Below are 15789 nucleotides of genomic sequence, written 5' to 3'. Positions count from 1 at the left end.
GGAGGGAATAGTCTTATGGCGAAGACGATTATTGAAAAAGTTTGGAACGACCATATTGTACATGAAGAAGAAAGTAAACCGGACCTTCTCTATATTGACCTGCACCTGATTCACGAGGTTACTTCACCGCAGGCATTTGAAGGGTTAAGGTTAAAGGGCCGAAAAGTCAGAAGACCGGATCTGAGCTTCGCCACGATGGACCATAACGTACCCACCAAGAACCGTGAAGTCATTAAAGATCCGGTATCAAAGCAGCAAATGAATACGCTAGCGGATAACTGTAAAGAATTCGGGATTCCGCTTGCGCACATGCATCATCCTGATCAGGGCATTGTTCACGTCATTGGACCCGAACTTGGACTGACACAGCCTGGTAAAACCATTGTATGTGGTGATAGTCACACTTCAACGCACGGAGCATTTGGTGCACTGGCATTTGGTATCGGTACAAGTGAAGTTGAGCATGTGCTATCCACCCAGACGCTTTGGCAGTCTAAACCAAAGACAATGGAAATCAGAGTCGAAGGAGAACTTGGCTTTGGTGTCACTGCTAAAGATGTGATTCTTGCAATCATTTCGAAATTTGGTGTTGATGCAGGAACAGGTTATGTTGTCGAATATACGGGTGACGCGATCAGAAAAATGTCAATGGAAGAACGTATGACGGTGTGTAACATGTCGATCGAAGCAGGTGCGCGTGCCGGTCTAATCAGTCCGGATGAAACAACAGCTGAATTTTTGAAAAACCGTGCACATGTACCGGCTGAACAGTATGAAGAATTGAAGGAAAAGTGGCTCAGCTATGCTTCTGATGAAGGAGCACAATATGATAAAACGCTGACGATCCACACTGATGAGATCGAACCGTTTGTAACGTGGGGGACAAACCCGTCAATGGGTTCCGGTATCTCAGCAACTGTACCTAGATCTGTTGACTTCTCCAATCAGTCGAAAAAAGAAGAGCTGAAGCAGGCGCTCACTTATATGGATCTTTCAGAGGGAATGCCGATTACTGATATTGAAATCCAGCACGTATTTATCGGATCGTGTACAAATTCCCGAATTGGAGACCTGAGAGCAGCTGCTCAAGTAATCAAAGGTAAAAAAGTACATGATAATGTAACGGCGATTGTTGTGCCAGGCTCATTTACTGTGAAAATGAAAGCTGAAGAAGAAGGGCTGGACCAGGTATTTAAAGACGCAGGCTTTGAATGGCGTGAGTCAGGCTGCAGTATGTGCCTTGCAATGAACGATGATATCGTACCTGCTGGGGAACGCTGCGCATCTACTTCTAACCGTAATTTTGAAGGCAGACAGGGAGCCGGCTCACGAACGCACCTTGTCAGCCCGGCTATGGCAGCAGCGGCTGCAATCGAAGGGAAATTCACAGATGTCAGAAAGCACGTTCATGCATAAGGAGGGAAGTTGATGGAACCGGTAAAAAAACTAACCAGTCGCATTACACCGCTTGACCGAATCAATGTTGATACGGATCAGATTATACCAAAACAGTTTCTTAAAAGAATTGAACGCACCGGATTTGGTCAGTTTCTCTTTTATGGCTGGCGCTTTAATGAAGACGGCACACCAAATCAGGATTTTATATTAAATCACCCTGATTTTAAGGGAGCAGAAATTCTTGCTGCAGGTGAGAACTTCGGATGCGGTTCTTCAAGAGAGCACGCTCCATGGGCACTACAGGACTATGGCTTTAAAGTCATCATCGCACCTTCGTTTGCAGATATTTTTTACAACAACTGCGTGAAGAACGGTATTCTCGCGATCAGGCTTGAAGAAGCAGATCAAGTCATCCAGGCAGGAAAAGGTGGAAAGTCAGCGACAGTCGATCTGGAATCACAGACAGTACAGTGTAATGGAAAGACATGGCACTTTGAAATTGATTCTTACTGGAAGCAGATGCTTTTAAATGGATGGGATGAAATTTCGATTACATTCCAGTATGAAGATGCTATTAAAAAGTACGAAGAGTCGCATGTCTAATTAAAATGAGAGGATGATCAACTTGGGAATTTCTATAACACGAGCGCATTATTCGACGCAGCAGAAGAACTAAGCAGTTATGTACACAGAACGCCATGCAAGCAGTCTGAAACATTGAATAAGATGACTGGACAGCAGGTGTGGATGAAGCTTGAAAACCTTCAGAAAACAGGTTCATTTAAAGTCAGGGGAGCGATGAATAAAGTATCTTCTCTGACTGAGCTTGAATGTAAAAGAGGCATTATTGCAGCATCAGCGGGTAACCATGCACAAGGGGTGGCACTTGCAGGGCAGAAAAAAGGGGTTGAAGTAACAATCTTCATGCCACTTTCAACGCCACAGACAAAAGTTAATGCTACCCGGGAATATGGTGCAGAGGTTGTGCTTACTGGTGAATCATTTGATGAGGCATATGCAGCTGCCTGCAAGAAGCAGGAGGAAACAGGAGCAGTGTTCATTCACCCGTTCGATGATCTGAAAATCATTGAAGGGCAGGCGACTGCTGCGCTGGAAATGCTGCAGCAGTGTCCACATCTTGAAAGAGTTTTTGTTCCTGCAGGTGGGGGCGGATTACTCGCAGGTACAGCACTTGCTGTAAAAGCGTTGAAGCCTTCTGTAAAAGTAATCGGTGTTCAATCTGCATCAGCTCCGGCAATTGCGGCATCCTTTTTTAAGCAGTCGAGCAGTGAAGTACCTTTTTTACCGACAATCGCTGAAGGGATCAAAGTAAAATCTCCCGGCAAACTGACAACTTCAATCATCAACAAATACGTTGATGATATGGTGACAGTAACGGAAGGTGAGATTGCAAAAGCCATCCTGTTCATGCTTGAAAGAGAAAAAATGATGGTTGAAGGAGCAGGCGCTGCGGGAATTGCAGCACTACTCAGTAAAACATTATCTTATTCAGGTCAGACGGGCGTTATTGTGAGCGGCGGAAATTTTGATGCAGCTAAACTCGGCAAGTGTATTGAATTGGCCGGAGAAGTGAAAGAGCCTAAGCGCAAGTTGATTATTTAATGATAAAAACCCCAAAGTCCAGTCACTTTGGGGTTTTTATCTGCTTAAAAATCTTTTTCAATTTTTCTTGAACTTTTATATTGCTTAAAATTACCGGTTGCAATACGTTTTTTTGTTTTACTTTCTATACGCATATTGCATTCATCGCATAAATAAGTGTGGATTGGCCGGTTGCGGAGCTTCTTTGCAAGTGGGCTGAAATCTTCAATTGATTCAATTTTATCGCATAAAAAACATTTAACTCTCATGACAAAGCTCCTTTTTTATCAGTACTGGTATAGTCATTATAACATGTGGAAGGCAGGAACTGTTAAGGGAAGAAAATCTGCTGTATAATAGTCCGAAAAAGGAGTGATAACGTGGCGAACAGAGTTGAAGATCACCTAACACCAGGTTTATATGAAGAATTTCTGCATGAGCGTTTTGTACAGCTCACAACTGTCGACGCTGAGACTGGCGGTACAAATGTTGCCTCGCTATCCTGGGTTCATGCAAAAGATGACTCGGTGCTGATATTTGCAGTAGATCATCGTTCAAGAATCATAAAAAATGTTGAAAAACAGCCGCTATGTTCACTCTCAATTATTGCAGGGGGAAGCACCTATTCAATCAGTGGCAAAGCAACAGTAGTGGGACAGTCATCAGCTGATGTACCAATCGGACTTTCGATTATCAGGCTTGACATTGATGAAGTGAGAGATGTGATGTTTTACGGTGCGAAGATTGTGACTGAACCGGCTTTTGCTAAAACATACGATGAGCAGGCCGCAAGAAACCTGGATCAGCAGGTGATGGAGGAATTGAAAAAGCACTGACTTGAAAATCAGTGCTTTTTTAGTCTTTGTTAAACTGGGCTGGTGATTGCAGCTCCAGGGGAACGCTTTCCGCAGGGCGTGCGGTGAGCCTCCTCAGCTTCGCTTCCGGGGTCTCACCTGTCACGCTTCACCTGCTGGAGTCGCCCCCTTCCGCTGCAATCACCAGCTGTGCTAAGACACTATTGTTATTTAACCTAGTTTTTCTTTAAGATAATGTAATTTTCCTGACGTGCGTGATTGGGCTGTGTCTGTTTGAGCCGTCTTCAAATAAAATATGAACCGGGCCGTCTTCACGCAGCGGTTTGCCGTCTTTTGAAAAAGCCATAATTAAGTCCCCTGCTTCTTCTATTGTAAAAGAATGAACACTTTCAGACGTGGAGATCATTACTTTTTCCGCGCCTGCTTCAGGTTCAGCATTCTGAATAAAAGGCTTCATTTTGATTCCGAAAGTACCGTTGAGCAACTTTTCTTTTTCATAGCGCTTCTTAGCCGGTGATGCAGGCTTTGGAATCTCTGCGCCTTCTTTTATTTCTTTTGAGAAATGTTCAGCGACTGCTTTGGAATATTGTTCAATTTCATCAATTTCTGTACGCTCTTCATCAAAGTAAGTCGTGAGATCTATTTTTCTTTCATCAAAGATCCATACACTTGGGTCAATTGTAAGCTGGAATTTTACCCGGCCGGTAATTGGTATAATGTCGTTCATCATTTCATCCCCTTTTTATTTCTGTCTCCTGAGTATACATCGGAATTTTGATTGTGTCACATTTTGAAAACGTGCTGTTTAGGCAAGTCACTGCTTGCAATTTCCTCGATAAAACGCTACACTTTAGGTTAAGCAGATATCATGTATCGCATGAAAACTGAATGGATTGGGGGGGATCAGTGTGACATCAGAAATGAAGATTGACCATCGTGAAAAAGCCTATGAGCTTTTACGTAAAGATGCCGAAAAAATAGCGCAGCTAATCAAAGTTCAAATGGATAACTTAACGATGCCCCAGTGTCCATTGTATGAAGAGGTATTAGATACGCAAATGTTTGGGTTATCCCGTGAAATAGAATTCGCCGTCAGGCTCGGGCTTGTGGATGAAGCGGATGGAAAGACATTAATAGACTCGCTTGAGAAAGAAATGTCAGCACTCCATGATGCTTTTACCAATAAATAACTTATTCCCGCTCAAACAAACTTTTCAGATTGTTTGAGTTTTTTTATATCAAAAAAAGAGGATTTTACATATTTCCTGTTGAATAAATATACAGATGGGACTGATAAAGAATGTCGACCATTCTGAAAAGAATGTTCAGGTCTTACGATTATTCATTGATGGCTGTATACATACTCTTAGGAATTTTCGGGGTAGTCATGGTCTACAGTGCAGGAATGGTGTACTCAGTAGAAATCCTTGACCAGAATCCGGATTACTTTTACACAAAACAGCTCAGAAACTTAATCATTGGAGTGATAGGCTTCACTGTAATGGCATTAATCCCTTATAAGCTCTATAAAGAAGGATTTATGCTGAAATTAATTTTCGGGCTGATGTTTGTGCTCCTAATTGCAGTACATATAATCGGATCTGAAGTAAACAATGCGCAAAGCTGGATTATGTTACCCGGATTCCAGCTGCAGCCTGCTGAATTTGCAAAGCTCGGGATGATTGTCTACCTTTCAGCAGTTTACGCTAAAAAACAATCGTACATTAACGAGTTCAATAAAGGGGTAATGCCACCGATCATTATACTTGTTTTTGCGTGCTTCCTGATTGCAGCTGAGCCCGATTTTGGAACAGCGGCAATTGTTTTCGCAATTGGAATGAGTGTAATCGTCGCTTCAGGGATGAAAGTAAAAAGCATGTTAAAGCTTGCAGCCCTAGCAGGTGGTGTGATCAGTGTATTTGCGGGTATATTATTTCTATTCAACCGCGGCACCTTTCAGCGGATTTTTTCTGAGGAGCGTCTCGGGAGAATTGCTGCGTATCAGGATCCTTTTGCACATATCAGTGATAATGGCTGGCAGCTGGTCGGTTCTTATTACGCGATAGGTAATGGGGGACTCTGGGGCACCGGGCTTGGCCAGAGTATACAAAAACTCGGGTTTCTGCCTGAACCGCACACAGACTTTATTATGGCAATCATCGCTGAAGAATTAGGTATATTCGGGGTTGGGTTTGTGCTTTTCGGCCTCGCTTATATTGTATTAAAGGGAATCATGATCGGACTGAGATGCAGAAACCAATTTGGTAAAATGCTTGCCATAGGTATTTCAAGCATGATTGGAATTCAGACATTTATTAATCTTGGCGGAATGTCAGGGTTAATACCGATTACTGGTGTGCCGCTGCCATTTATCAGCTATGGCGGGTCTTCACTGATTCTTCTTTCTCTTTCGATGGGACTGCTCATGAATGTATCAATGTTTGTGAGATATGAAGAGAAATATTTTGCAAAAGAGAAGCAAAATGTCCCGCAACAGAAAAGTAGCACATCTTCAATGAATGAAAAAAACACAGCAAGATTGTATCGCTAGAAGTTTGACATCATAGAGGAGGATCATTATGAAAAAGATTAACAAAGTATTAGTGGCAAATCGTGGAGAAATTGCAATCAGGGTGTTTCGCGCCTGTACGGAATTAAATATCCGTACAGTCGCTGTATATTCTAAAGAGGACAGTGGTTCATTCCACCGTTTTAAAGCCGATGAAGCTTACCTTGTAGGTGAAGGGAAAAAGCCAATTGATGCTTACCTCGATATCGAAGGCATTATTGAAATCGCCAAGCGTGCGAACGTAGATGCCATCCACCCGGGTTACGGATTCCTTTCTGAAAACATTCATTTTGCAAGACGCTGTGAAGAAGAAGGGATAACATTTGTAGGGCCGACTTCAGATCACCTTGATATGTTCGGGGACAAAGTGAAAGCAAGACAACAGGCGATTAATGCAGATATTCCTGTTATTCCTGGAAGTGATGGACCTGTTGAAAGTCTTGAAGAAGTAGAAAAGTTTGGAGAGCAGCACGGTTTTCCTTTCATTATCAAAGCTTCCCTTGGCGGTGGCGGACGCGGAATGAGAATTGTACGTTCAGCGAGTGACGTACAAGAATCATATAACCGTGCAAAATCCGAGGCCAAAGCTGCGTTTGGTAACGATGAAGTATATGTTGAGAAATTTATTGAGAATCCAAAACATATTGAAGTACAGATTTTAGGTGACCACGAGGGTGAAATTATCCATCTATATGAGCGTGACTGCTCCATTCAGAGAAGACATCAGAAGGTTGTTGAGGTTGCACCTTCAGTATCACTTCCTGAAGGATTACGCGATGATATTTGCGATGCGGCAGTTAAACTCGCAAATAATGTATCTTATGTAAATGCCGGTACAGTGGAATTCCTCGTTGCAAACAACGAATTCTTCTTCATTGAAGTAAATCCGCGTGTCCAGGTTGAGCATACAATTACTGAGATGATTACAGGTGTGGATATTGTACAGTCGCAGTTAAAAATTGCTGCAGGTCATACACTGCACAGCCGTGAAGTGGGTATTCCAAAGCAGCATGAAATCCAGCTGAACGGTTTTGCGATTCAGTCACGTGTGACAACAGAAGATCCGCTAAATGGCTTTATGCCAGATTCAGGACGTATTATGGCCTACCGTTCAGGTGGAGGGTTTGGTGTTCGTCTAGACGCAGGTAACGGATATCAAGGCGCAGAAATCTCAGCTCACTATGATTCACTTTTAGTGAAAGTTTCTACATGGGCGCTGACTTTTGAACAAGCTGCAGCTAAAATGGTCAGAAATTTACAAGAATTCCGTATTCGTGGAATCAAAACAAATATTCCTTTCCTAGAGAATGTAGTAAAGCATGAGAAGTTTTTAAGCGGTGAGTATGATACATCATTTATTGATCATACACCTGAACTCTTCCTTTTCCCCAAACGAAAAGACAGAGGAACAAAAATGCTTGCTTACATCGGGAATGTCACAGTAAATGGATTTCCAGGGGTTGATAAAGGTGAGAAGCCTGACTTTGGCAAACCGAGAATTCCAAAAGTGAATCTGCTTGAAGCTCCTCCGGCAGGGACAAAGCAGATCCTTGATGAGCGGGGTGCGGATGGTCTGAAGGACTGGGTAAAAGAACAGGATGATGTGCTTGTCACTGATACGACATTCCGTGATGCCCACCAGTCTCTGCTTGCTACACGTGTCAGAACAGTAGATCTGAAAAATATAGCGGATGCTTCTGCCCGTATGCAAAATGACTTATTCTCATTCGAGATGTGGGGTGGCGCTACATTTGATGTAGCTTACAGATTCCTGAAGGAAGACCCGTGGATGAGACTGCTTACACTGAGAGAGAAAATCCCGAATGTCATGTTCCAGATGCTGCTCCGTGCATCTAATGCAGTTGGCTACAAAAACTACCCTGACAATGTGATCCAGGAGTTTGTTAAGCGTTCTGCTTATGCAGGGATTGACGTCTTCAGAATCTTTGACAGCCTGAATTGGGTTGAAGGGATGGAAACAGCTATCACAGCAGTACGCGATTCAGGAAAAGTAGCTGAAGCGGCAATCTGTTATACAGGAGATATTCTTGATCCGACGCGTACAAAATATGACACTGACTACTACAAAGCACTTGCTAAAGAGCTTGAAAATCAGGGTGCTCATATTCTGGCGATTAAGGACATGGCAGGCCTGCTTAAGCCGGAAGCTGCATACCGTCTGATTTCTGAGCTGAAGGATACTGTTGACCTCCCGATCCATCTTCATACGCATGATACAAGTGGAAACGGTATTTTCCAGTATGCGCGTGCGATTGAAGCGGGAGTAGATATTGTGGATACAGCCCTCGGGTCAATGAGCGGACTGACTTCACAGCCAAGCGCGAGCTCTCTTGCATATGCACTGAAAGGGAATACGAGACAGTTGAAGCTTGATGTTGATCACTCAGAGACACTTTCTCATTATTGGGAAGATGTACGAAAATACTACGCACCGTTTGAAAGCGGTATGAACTCACCGCACTCTGAGATTTATAAGCATGAGATGCCTGGTGGACAATATTCCAATCTTCAGCAGCAGGCGAAAGCGGTCGGCCTTGGCGCACGCTGGGAAGAAGTAAAAGAAATGTACGCGCGTGTGAACCAGATGTTTGGTGATATTGTAAAAGTTACACCTTCATCTAAAGTAGTCGGCGACATGGCATTGTTTATGGTTCAAAACGACCTTGATGAACAGTCAGTCATTGAAAAAGGAAATTCAATTGACTTCCCTGACTCAGTGATCGAACTTTTCTCCGGTTACCTTGGACAGCCGCACGGCGGATTCCCTGAAGATCTTCAAAAGGTCATCCTTAAAGGTAAAGAGCCGATCACAGTAAGACCGGGTGAGCTGATGGAGCCGGTTGATTTTGATAAGCTGAAAGAAGAGCTGTTCCATGAGCTTGGCAGACCTGTTACAAGCTTTGATGCCCTGGCACATGCACTGTATCCGAAAGTCTTTAAAGAATTCACAGATACAGCTACAAAGTTCGGTGATGTATCAGTAATCGATACACCAACATTCTTCTACGGTATGAAACTGAATGAAGAAATTGAGGTTGAGATTGAAACAGGTAAGACGCTGATTCTTAAGCTTGTTTCTATTGGGGAAGCGAGAGCAGATGGAACGAGAGTATTGTATTTTGACCTGAATGGTCAGCAGCGTGAGATTGTAATTAAAGATGAAAGCATCAAATCAACTGTTGCGGTCAAACAAAAAGTAGATCCGTCTAATCCTGAACAACTTGGTGCAACAATGCCTGGTACTGTTATTCAGGTTGTCGTATCAGTAGGGGATCAGGTAGAAAAAGGTGAACACCTGATTATTACTGAAGCCATGAAGATGGAAACGACTGTACAGGCACCGTTTGATGGCACTGTTGAAGAAGTCTGTGTTGAGAGTGGAGAGTCTTTATCTCCTGGAGACCTGATGATCAGACTGAAAAGAGACAGCTAAGTCACAAAAAAAAGAAAGTTGAGCGAATCTGCTCAACTTTCTTTTTTACTATTTATTTTACTTCTTGAAATTAAAAGAATAAAGTAACTCAGTAAACCGAACAACAGTGAAATAATCAGTGCGTGTGATAATGCAAGCAGCAGGTTCAGCTTCGTCACAACGACAAGTGCTCCGGTTATGACCTGTCCTGTTACAAGTACTAAAGCAATGATCCAGCCATAGTAAACCACTTTTTGATGTTTATAATTTTTAATGGCGATTACTGCTACATAGATAATCCAGATAAAAATAAATGCTGCGGCCATACGGTGTCCCATCTGAATCCATTGAATATAATTCAGCGAAAGGTTCCCTGGTGAGGAATTAACACAAAATGGCCAGTCAGGGCAGGCAAGGCTTGCTTCAGTATGTCTGACAAAAGCACCTGAATAGACCACTGCGAAAATATAAATCATTAATCCATACGTATGGCGTTTAATTCTCTGGTCAATCACTAGCTTATAGGCATCAAATTTCTTGTCCACTTCAAATATAAGAAGAGTCAGAAGTAACACAGCTGCAAAAGATATCAGTGATATACCAAAATGAGCAGCCAGAATGATATCTGAATGTCCCCATACAACGGCACCTGCACCAAGGAGAGCCTGAAGCATTAGAAAGAAGAAAGCCAGGATGGCGAGAAAATTCGTTTCCCGGATATGTCCCATTGCACGCCATGACCAGATAGACAATGCCAGTACTAAAAATCCTGCTCCTGCTGAAACCACTCTGTGGGAAAGCTCTATAATTGTTTCAATTTCTAACTGATCAGGAATGATCTGACCATGACATAATGGAAAGGATTGTCCACAACCCTGACCTGAATCAGTTTTCGTTACAAGCGCACCGCCAAGAAGAACCATCAGCATGACAAGCGTCGTAACAACCCCTAGAATTTTTAATCCCTTAGATTGCAAAAGTTTCACCTTCTCATTTATTTCTCGTTTAAGTACTTTGTACTGAATGAAATACTCGTAATGTCTATTATGGTACAGATTAAACTTTGAGTGTACCTTTTTTGTGTAAAAATCAAATATTCTTCAAGTGTTAAGACAAATAATTTTCACATTGCAAAACTATATAAAAATAATTCATAACAGGGAAAAAGGCAAAAGATGTGAAAGAATTGTTACATTTATTTAAAGGCATCATTTCAGAAGTTGTCTGAATTTCATTTTAAATATAGAAATCACGTTCGCTATCCTTTATAGTAGATGTAGTATAATGTATTAGCAAGTTTGGAGAGGAGGGGAAAGTGTGTCAAATAGTCGAGTTGTGTCGGCTGTAAAAGAGGCAGATTTTTCTGAAACAACTGCTTGGAAAGATTTCCTCGCTCTGATTAAGATCGGTATTGTGAACTCTAACTTTATTACAGCGTTTACCGGGTTATGGCTAGCGCTCTATTTTACCGATACGTACTTTTTAGGTTCAATTGATGTTATGCTTCTTACTTTAATCGGATCGTCACTTGTTGTTGCGGGCTCATGCAGTATTAACAATTACATAGACCGTGATATTGATCCATTAATGGAAAGAACGAAAAACCGCCCAACTGTAACGGGCCGTGTAGCACCTTCAAGAGCGCTTGGTCTTGGGATCGGTTTTGTAATATTTGGTGAAATTATGTTGTTTATGACGACAATCACAGCCGGATTAATCGGATTGTTTGGCGTTTTCAGCTATGTTGTCCTTTATTCAATGTGGACAAAAAGAAAGTACGCCAGCAATACAATCGTCGGCAGTATTTCTGGTGCAGTACCTCCATTAATTGGCTGGGCAGCAATTGATCCCGGTCTTGGTGCAGTGCCAATTGCGTTATTTTTGATTATGTTTGTGTGGCAGCCACCTCATTTTTATGCAATTGCAATGAGAAGGGTTGAAGAATATCGTGCTGCAGGTGTTCCTATGCTGCCTGTAGTTAAAGGGTTTGCGAGAACGAAGCTGTCGATGCTTCTATGGGTGATTGCCTTGTTCCCGCTGCCATTTTTATTGCCTTCACTTGGTACCGCTTTTATCGTACTCGCAACAGTGTTGAATATCGGCTGGCTTGTACTTGCGATCAAGGGCTATAAAGCAAAAAATGACCACAAATGGGCAACAATGATGTTTGTTTATTCATTAAACTACCTGACAATTATGTTTACAGGTATGGTCATTCTTACATTTATTTAGGGAATTCTTTCTTTAGAGAAATCCATATAAACAGTCTCCATCAACAAGAATATTCGAATGAAAGAGGGGTTTAAAAAAGCTATGAAAAATGGGCTTAAGAAATGGCGTTTTCTGCCGCTCGTAGCGGCAATGGCGTTTATTCTTTCCGGCTGTGGAGAGCCGTTTCTGTCAACACTTCAACCTGCGGGTGAAGTAGCACAGAAGCAATTCAACCTGATGATGCTGAGTGTGGCGATCATGGTTCTTGTAATCATCGTTGTAGCAATCGTTTATGTTATCGCTGTTACTAAGTTCCGCCGCTCGAAGCTGGGTGAAGACTTTATTCCAAAACAGGTGGAAGGAAGTCACAGACTGGAAGTTATCTGGACTGTTATTCCAATTATTCTTCTTCTTATCCTTGCAGTTCCTACTGTTGCTCTGACTTTTGAACTTGGTGACACTCAGGGAATGGAAGTAGAAGATGAAGAAGGAAGCAGAGAAGCACTTGTAATTGATGTACGTGCAAACCTCTACTGGTGGGAATTCTCTTATCCTGACCAGGGCGTTGTAACTGCACAGGATCTGGTTGTACCAACAGATCAAAATGTTTACTTTAATGTAATCGCTTCTGACGTTAAGCACTCATTCTGGATTCCGGCAGTTGGAGGAAAGATTGATACAAACGTTGATAATATGAACACATTTTATTTGAACTTTGATGGTGAAAAAGCTGAAGAAGCTAATAACCTGTTCTACGGTAAGTGTGCTGAGCTTTGTGGTCCATCGCACGCTTTAATGGACTTTAAAGTACAGACGATGTCTCAGGAAGACTTTGACGGCTGGATTGCTGCAATGCAGGAAGCTGGAGAAGCTGAGCAGAACTTCGAAAGTGATACTGTAGCTGATGGGTTTGCAGTATTTGAAGAGCAGGGATGTATCGGGTGTCACGCTACTAATCCGACACAGGGAGCTGGAACTTCACCAGGGCCTAACCTGGCTTCATTTGGAGAACGTTCTTACACTGCGGGAATCCTAGATAATGAGGATTCAGATGAAGTTCATGCTGAAAATATCAAGAACTGGATCCGTAACGCTGACGTCTTAAAGCCTGGTAACACAATGGGTGGTTATAATGAAGACGACCTATCTGATGAGGATCTCGATGCACTGACTGAATACTTAATGAGCTTAAAGGTTTACTCTGAATAATTTGATTTTTAAGGGAGGTATACTTAGTGAGTACCGTTGCTGAAAAAAGAGGTTTCTTAGCAGTCCTATGGGACTACCTCACAACGGTCGACCACAAGAAAATCGCCATTCTTTATCTTGTATCCGGCGGATTTTTCTTCCTGGTTGGCGGTATAGAAGCAATGCTGATCCGTATTCAGCTTGCGGTTCCTGATAATGATTTTGTGTCAGCAGGACTATACAATGAATTACTTACCATGCATGGAACGACAATGATCTTCTTAGCAGCCATGCCGCTATTATTTGCTTTTATGAACGCAGTTGTACCATTACAAATTGGTGCACGTGACGTAGCATTTCCATTCCTGAACTCACTTGGGTTCTGGTTATTCTTCTTCGGTGGAATCTTCCTTAACCTTTCATGGTTCCTTGGAGGAGCACCTGATGCAGGGTGGACTTCATATGCTTCACTATCACTCGCATCACCTGGTCATGGTATTGACTTTTATGTATTAGGTCTTCAGATATCCGGAGCCGGTACATTAATTGCGGGGATTAACTTCCTTGTTACGATTATTAACATGCGTGCGCCTGGTATGACTTACATGCGTATGCCGCTATTTACATGGTCAACATTTGTTGCATCAGCACTGATTCTGTTTGCATTCCCTCCACTGACTGTGGGACTGTTCCTCATGCTGTTTGACAGAATGTTTGGCGCGAACTTCTTTGATGTAACAATGGGAGGAAATACGATAATCTGGGAGCACTTATTCTGGATCTTCGGTCACCCGGAAGTATACATACTGATTCTTCCGGCGTTCGGTATTTTCTCTGATATTATTTCTACATTCTCTAAAAAGCGTCTCTTCGGTTATGCTGCGATGGTATTCGCAACAGTACTGATCGGTTTCCTTGGATTCATGGTATGGGCGCACCACATGTTCACAACTGGTCTTGGGCCAACTGCGAACGCGATCTTCGCTGTAGCGACAATGGCTATTGCCGTTCCTACAGGGGTTAAAATCTTTAACTGGCTTCTTACAATGTGGGGCGGGAGCATCCGTTTTACAACGCCAATGCTTTATGCAGTAGCATTTATCCCTTCATTCGTTGCCGGTGGTGTTACAGGGGTTATGCTTGCATCAGCTGCAGCTGACTACCAATATCACGATTCTTACTTTGTAGTTGCTCACTTCCACTATGTAATCATTGGTGGTGTTGTACTTGGACTACTTGCAGGTACGCATTTCTACTGGCCGAAAATGTTCGGTACAATGCTGAATGAAACACTTGGAAAGATCACGTTCTGGTTATTCCTGATCGGATTCCACGGCACATTCTTTATCCAGCATTTCCTTGGATTAATGGGTATGCCAAGACGTATCTGGAAGTTCCTGCCTGGTCAAGGTCTTGATCTTTTCAATATGATCAGTACAATCGGTGCTTTCTTCATGGCACTTGGTGTGATTGTTCTTCTTTACAATGTTGTGATTACACAAATTAAAAATGTACGTGTTGGAAATGACCCTTGGGGAGATGGACGTACGCTTGAATGGGCGATTTCATCACCACCGCCTTACTATAACTTTAAGCAGCTTCCACTTGTTCGTGGTCTTGATCCGCTTTGGATTGAAAAGATGGAAGGACGTACTGAAATGACACCTGCAGAACCGCTTGGTGACATTCACATGCCTAACAACTCATTCATTCCATTCGTCATGTCTCTTGGTTTATTCATTGCAGCATTTGGTGCGATGTACCAGATTGACTGGAGAGCTTCTGACGGTGCAGATTATGTATGGTCAATTCCAGTACTAATCACCGGTATGCTAATCACGATCGGCTCAATGGCAGTGCGTTCACTGAAAGATGATCATGGTTATCATATTCATAAAGAAGAACTAATGGACGATCATGATAAAGGGGGTAGGGAGTAATGGATATGAATCAAAAATACACGGCTCGTACGTGGCCTGAATCTCCTGAAAAAACTACCCTTGAAGGTAAGAACAAATTTTTAGGATTCTGGCTCTTCCTTGGTGGAGAAACAGTTTTATTCGCTTCACTATTTGCAACATACCTGGCTTTAAAAGATAAAGTTCCGGGTAATGATCACTATCTGGCAGCAGATATGTTTGAACTGCCACTTGTCTTTATCATGACGATGCTTCTTTTAACATCATCTCTGACAAGTGTCTATGCAATGTATCACATGAAGAATCATAACTACCAGAAAATGCAAACATGGTTACTGATCACAGTATTCCTTGGCCTTGCATTCCTAGGCTTTGAAATTTATGAGTTTAACCATTATGTTCATGAATTTCATCACACATTTACAAGCAGTGCTTTCGGTTCAGCTTTCTATACATTAGTCGGCTTCCACGGAGCGCACGTTGTAGTGGGACTTGGATGGTTTACACTTCTTCTTGTTCGTAACGCCAAGCGTGGACTGAACCTTTATAACGCACCGAAGTTCTTTGTTGCTTCTCTATACTGGCACTTCATTGACGTTGTATGGGTATTCATCTTCACGGTTGTATACTTAATGGGAATGGTGGGATAAACTG

13 protein-coding genes and 1 pseudogene are annotated in these 15789 nt (G+C 42.5%); 11 read left to right on the top strand and 3 right to left on the bottom strand.

What is annotated here, in order from left to right; all coding sequences use genetic code 11:
* Nucleotides 1-15 precede the first annotated feature (15 nt).
* The 3 genes and pseudogenes from leuC to ilvA all read left to right on the top strand — a co-directional run.
* Nucleotides 16-1416, top strand: a complete 1401-nt coding sequence (leuC, locus tag ACH6CZ_RS04660) for a 3-isopropylmalate dehydratase large subunit (protein WP_374096243.1) — start codon at nt 16-18, stop codon at nt 1414-1416.
* 12 nt (nt 1417-1428) lie between these two features.
* Nucleotides 1429-2001, top strand: a complete 573-nt coding sequence (leuD, locus tag ACH6CZ_RS04655; protein ID WP_374096242.1) for a 3-isopropylmalate dehydratase small subunit — start codon at nt 1429-1431, stop codon at nt 1999-2001.
* 81 nt (nt 2002-2082) lie between these two features.
* Nucleotides 2083-3021, top strand: a pseudogene (ilvA, locus tag ACH6CZ_RS04650) (threonine ammonia-lyase); the annotation flags it as partial.
* A 44-nt stretch (nt 3022-3065) separates the two neighbouring features.
* On the opposite strand, the gene ACH6CZ_RS04645 reads toward ilvA, so the two are convergent.
* Nucleotides 3066-3269 (bottom strand): YlaI family protein, encoded by a 204-nt coding sequence (locus tag ACH6CZ_RS04645; RefSeq protein ID WP_374096241.1) that lies wholly within the window; start codon nt 3267-3269, stop codon nt 3066-3068.
* A 111-nt stretch (nt 3270-3380) separates the two neighbouring features.
* Here ACH6CZ_RS04645 and ACH6CZ_RS04640 point away from each other — a divergent pair, with 111 nt between their 5' ends.
* Nucleotides 3381-3836, top strand: coding sequence for a pyridoxamine 5'-phosphate oxidase family protein (locus ACH6CZ_RS04640; RefSeq protein ID WP_374096240.1), 456 nt, complete (start codon nt 3381-3383; stop codon nt 3834-3836).
* Between the two features lie 205 nt (nt 3837-4041).
* Here ACH6CZ_RS04640 and ACH6CZ_RS04635 read toward each other — a convergent pair whose 3' ends face one another.
* A complete protein-coding gene (locus ACH6CZ_RS04635; RefSeq protein ID WP_374096239.1) occupies nt 4042-4542 on the bottom strand; it encodes a peptidyl-prolyl cis-trans isomerase in 501 nt (166 codons plus the stop codon).
* Nucleotides 4543-4723: 181 nt separating this feature from the next.
* On the opposite strand from ACH6CZ_RS04635, the gene ACH6CZ_RS04630 reads away from it, so the two are divergent.
* From ACH6CZ_RS04630 to pyc, 3 genes are all read left to right on the top strand, one after another.
* Entirely contained in the window at nt 4724-5005 is a 282-nt protein-coding gene (locus ACH6CZ_RS04630) for an Fpa/YlaN family protein (RefSeq protein WP_374096238.1), read from the top strand.
* A gap of 119 nt (nt 5006-5124) precedes the next feature.
* Nucleotides 5125-6366 carry an FtsW/RodA/SpoVE family cell cycle protein gene (locus ACH6CZ_RS04625; protein WP_374096515.1) on the top strand — a complete coding sequence of 414 codons (1242 nt, stop codon included), beginning with the start codon at nt 5125-5127 and terminating at the stop codon, nt 6364-6366.
* A gap of 28 nt (nt 6367-6394) precedes the next feature.
* Nucleotides 6395-9838, top strand: coding sequence for a pyruvate carboxylase (gene pyc / locus ACH6CZ_RS04620; RefSeq protein WP_374096237.1), 3444 nt, complete (start codon nt 6395-6397; stop codon nt 9836-9838).
* A 32-nt stretch (nt 9839-9870) separates the two neighbouring features.
* Here pyc and ACH6CZ_RS04615 read toward each other — a convergent pair whose 3' ends face one another.
* Nucleotides 9871-10794 carry a COX15/CtaA family protein gene (locus ACH6CZ_RS04615; protein ID WP_374096236.1) on the bottom strand — a complete coding sequence of 308 codons (924 nt, stop codon included), beginning with the start codon at nt 10792-10794 and terminating at the stop codon, nt 9871-9873.
* Nucleotides 10795-11134: 340 nt separating this feature from the next.
* Here ACH6CZ_RS04615 and cyoE point away from each other — a divergent pair, with 340 nt between their 5' ends.
* The 4 genes from cyoE to ACH6CZ_RS04595 all read left to right on the top strand — a co-directional run bounded on the left by cyoE (nt 11135) and on the right by ACH6CZ_RS04595 (nt 15785).
* Nucleotides 11135-12049: a heme o synthase gene (gene cyoE / locus ACH6CZ_RS04610; RefSeq protein ID WP_374096235.1), complete on the top strand. Its 915-nt coding sequence runs from the start codon at nt 11135-11137 to the stop codon at nt 12047-12049.
* An 81-nt stretch (nt 12050-12130) separates the two neighbouring features.
* Nucleotides 12131-13237: a cytochrome c oxidase subunit II gene (coxB, locus tag ACH6CZ_RS04605; protein WP_374096234.1), complete on the top strand. Its 1107-nt coding sequence runs from the start codon at nt 12131-12133 to the stop codon at nt 13235-13237.
* A 26-nt stretch (nt 13238-13263) separates the two neighbouring features.
* A complete protein-coding gene (gene ctaD / locus ACH6CZ_RS04600; RefSeq protein WP_374096233.1) occupies nt 13264-15156 on the top strand; it encodes a cytochrome c oxidase subunit I in 1893 nt (630 codons plus the stop codon).
* Nucleotides 15156-15785 (top strand): cytochrome (ubi)quinol oxidase subunit III, encoded by a 630-nt coding sequence (locus ACH6CZ_RS04595; RefSeq protein ID WP_374096232.1) that lies wholly within the window; start codon nt 15156-15158, stop codon nt 15783-15785. Before ctaD ends, ACH6CZ_RS04595 begins: the two co-directional genes overlap by 1 nt.
* The last annotated feature ends 4 nt before the right edge of the window (nt 15786-15789 follow it).

Source organism: Jeotgalibacillus sp. JSM ZJ347 (assembly GCF_044383825.1).
GTDB lineage: Bacteria > Bacillota > Bacilli > Bacillales > Jeotgalibacillaceae > Jeotgalibacillus.
Note: the sequence above shows the minus strand (reverse complement) of the source record. Positions and strands in the feature narration are given on the sequence as shown.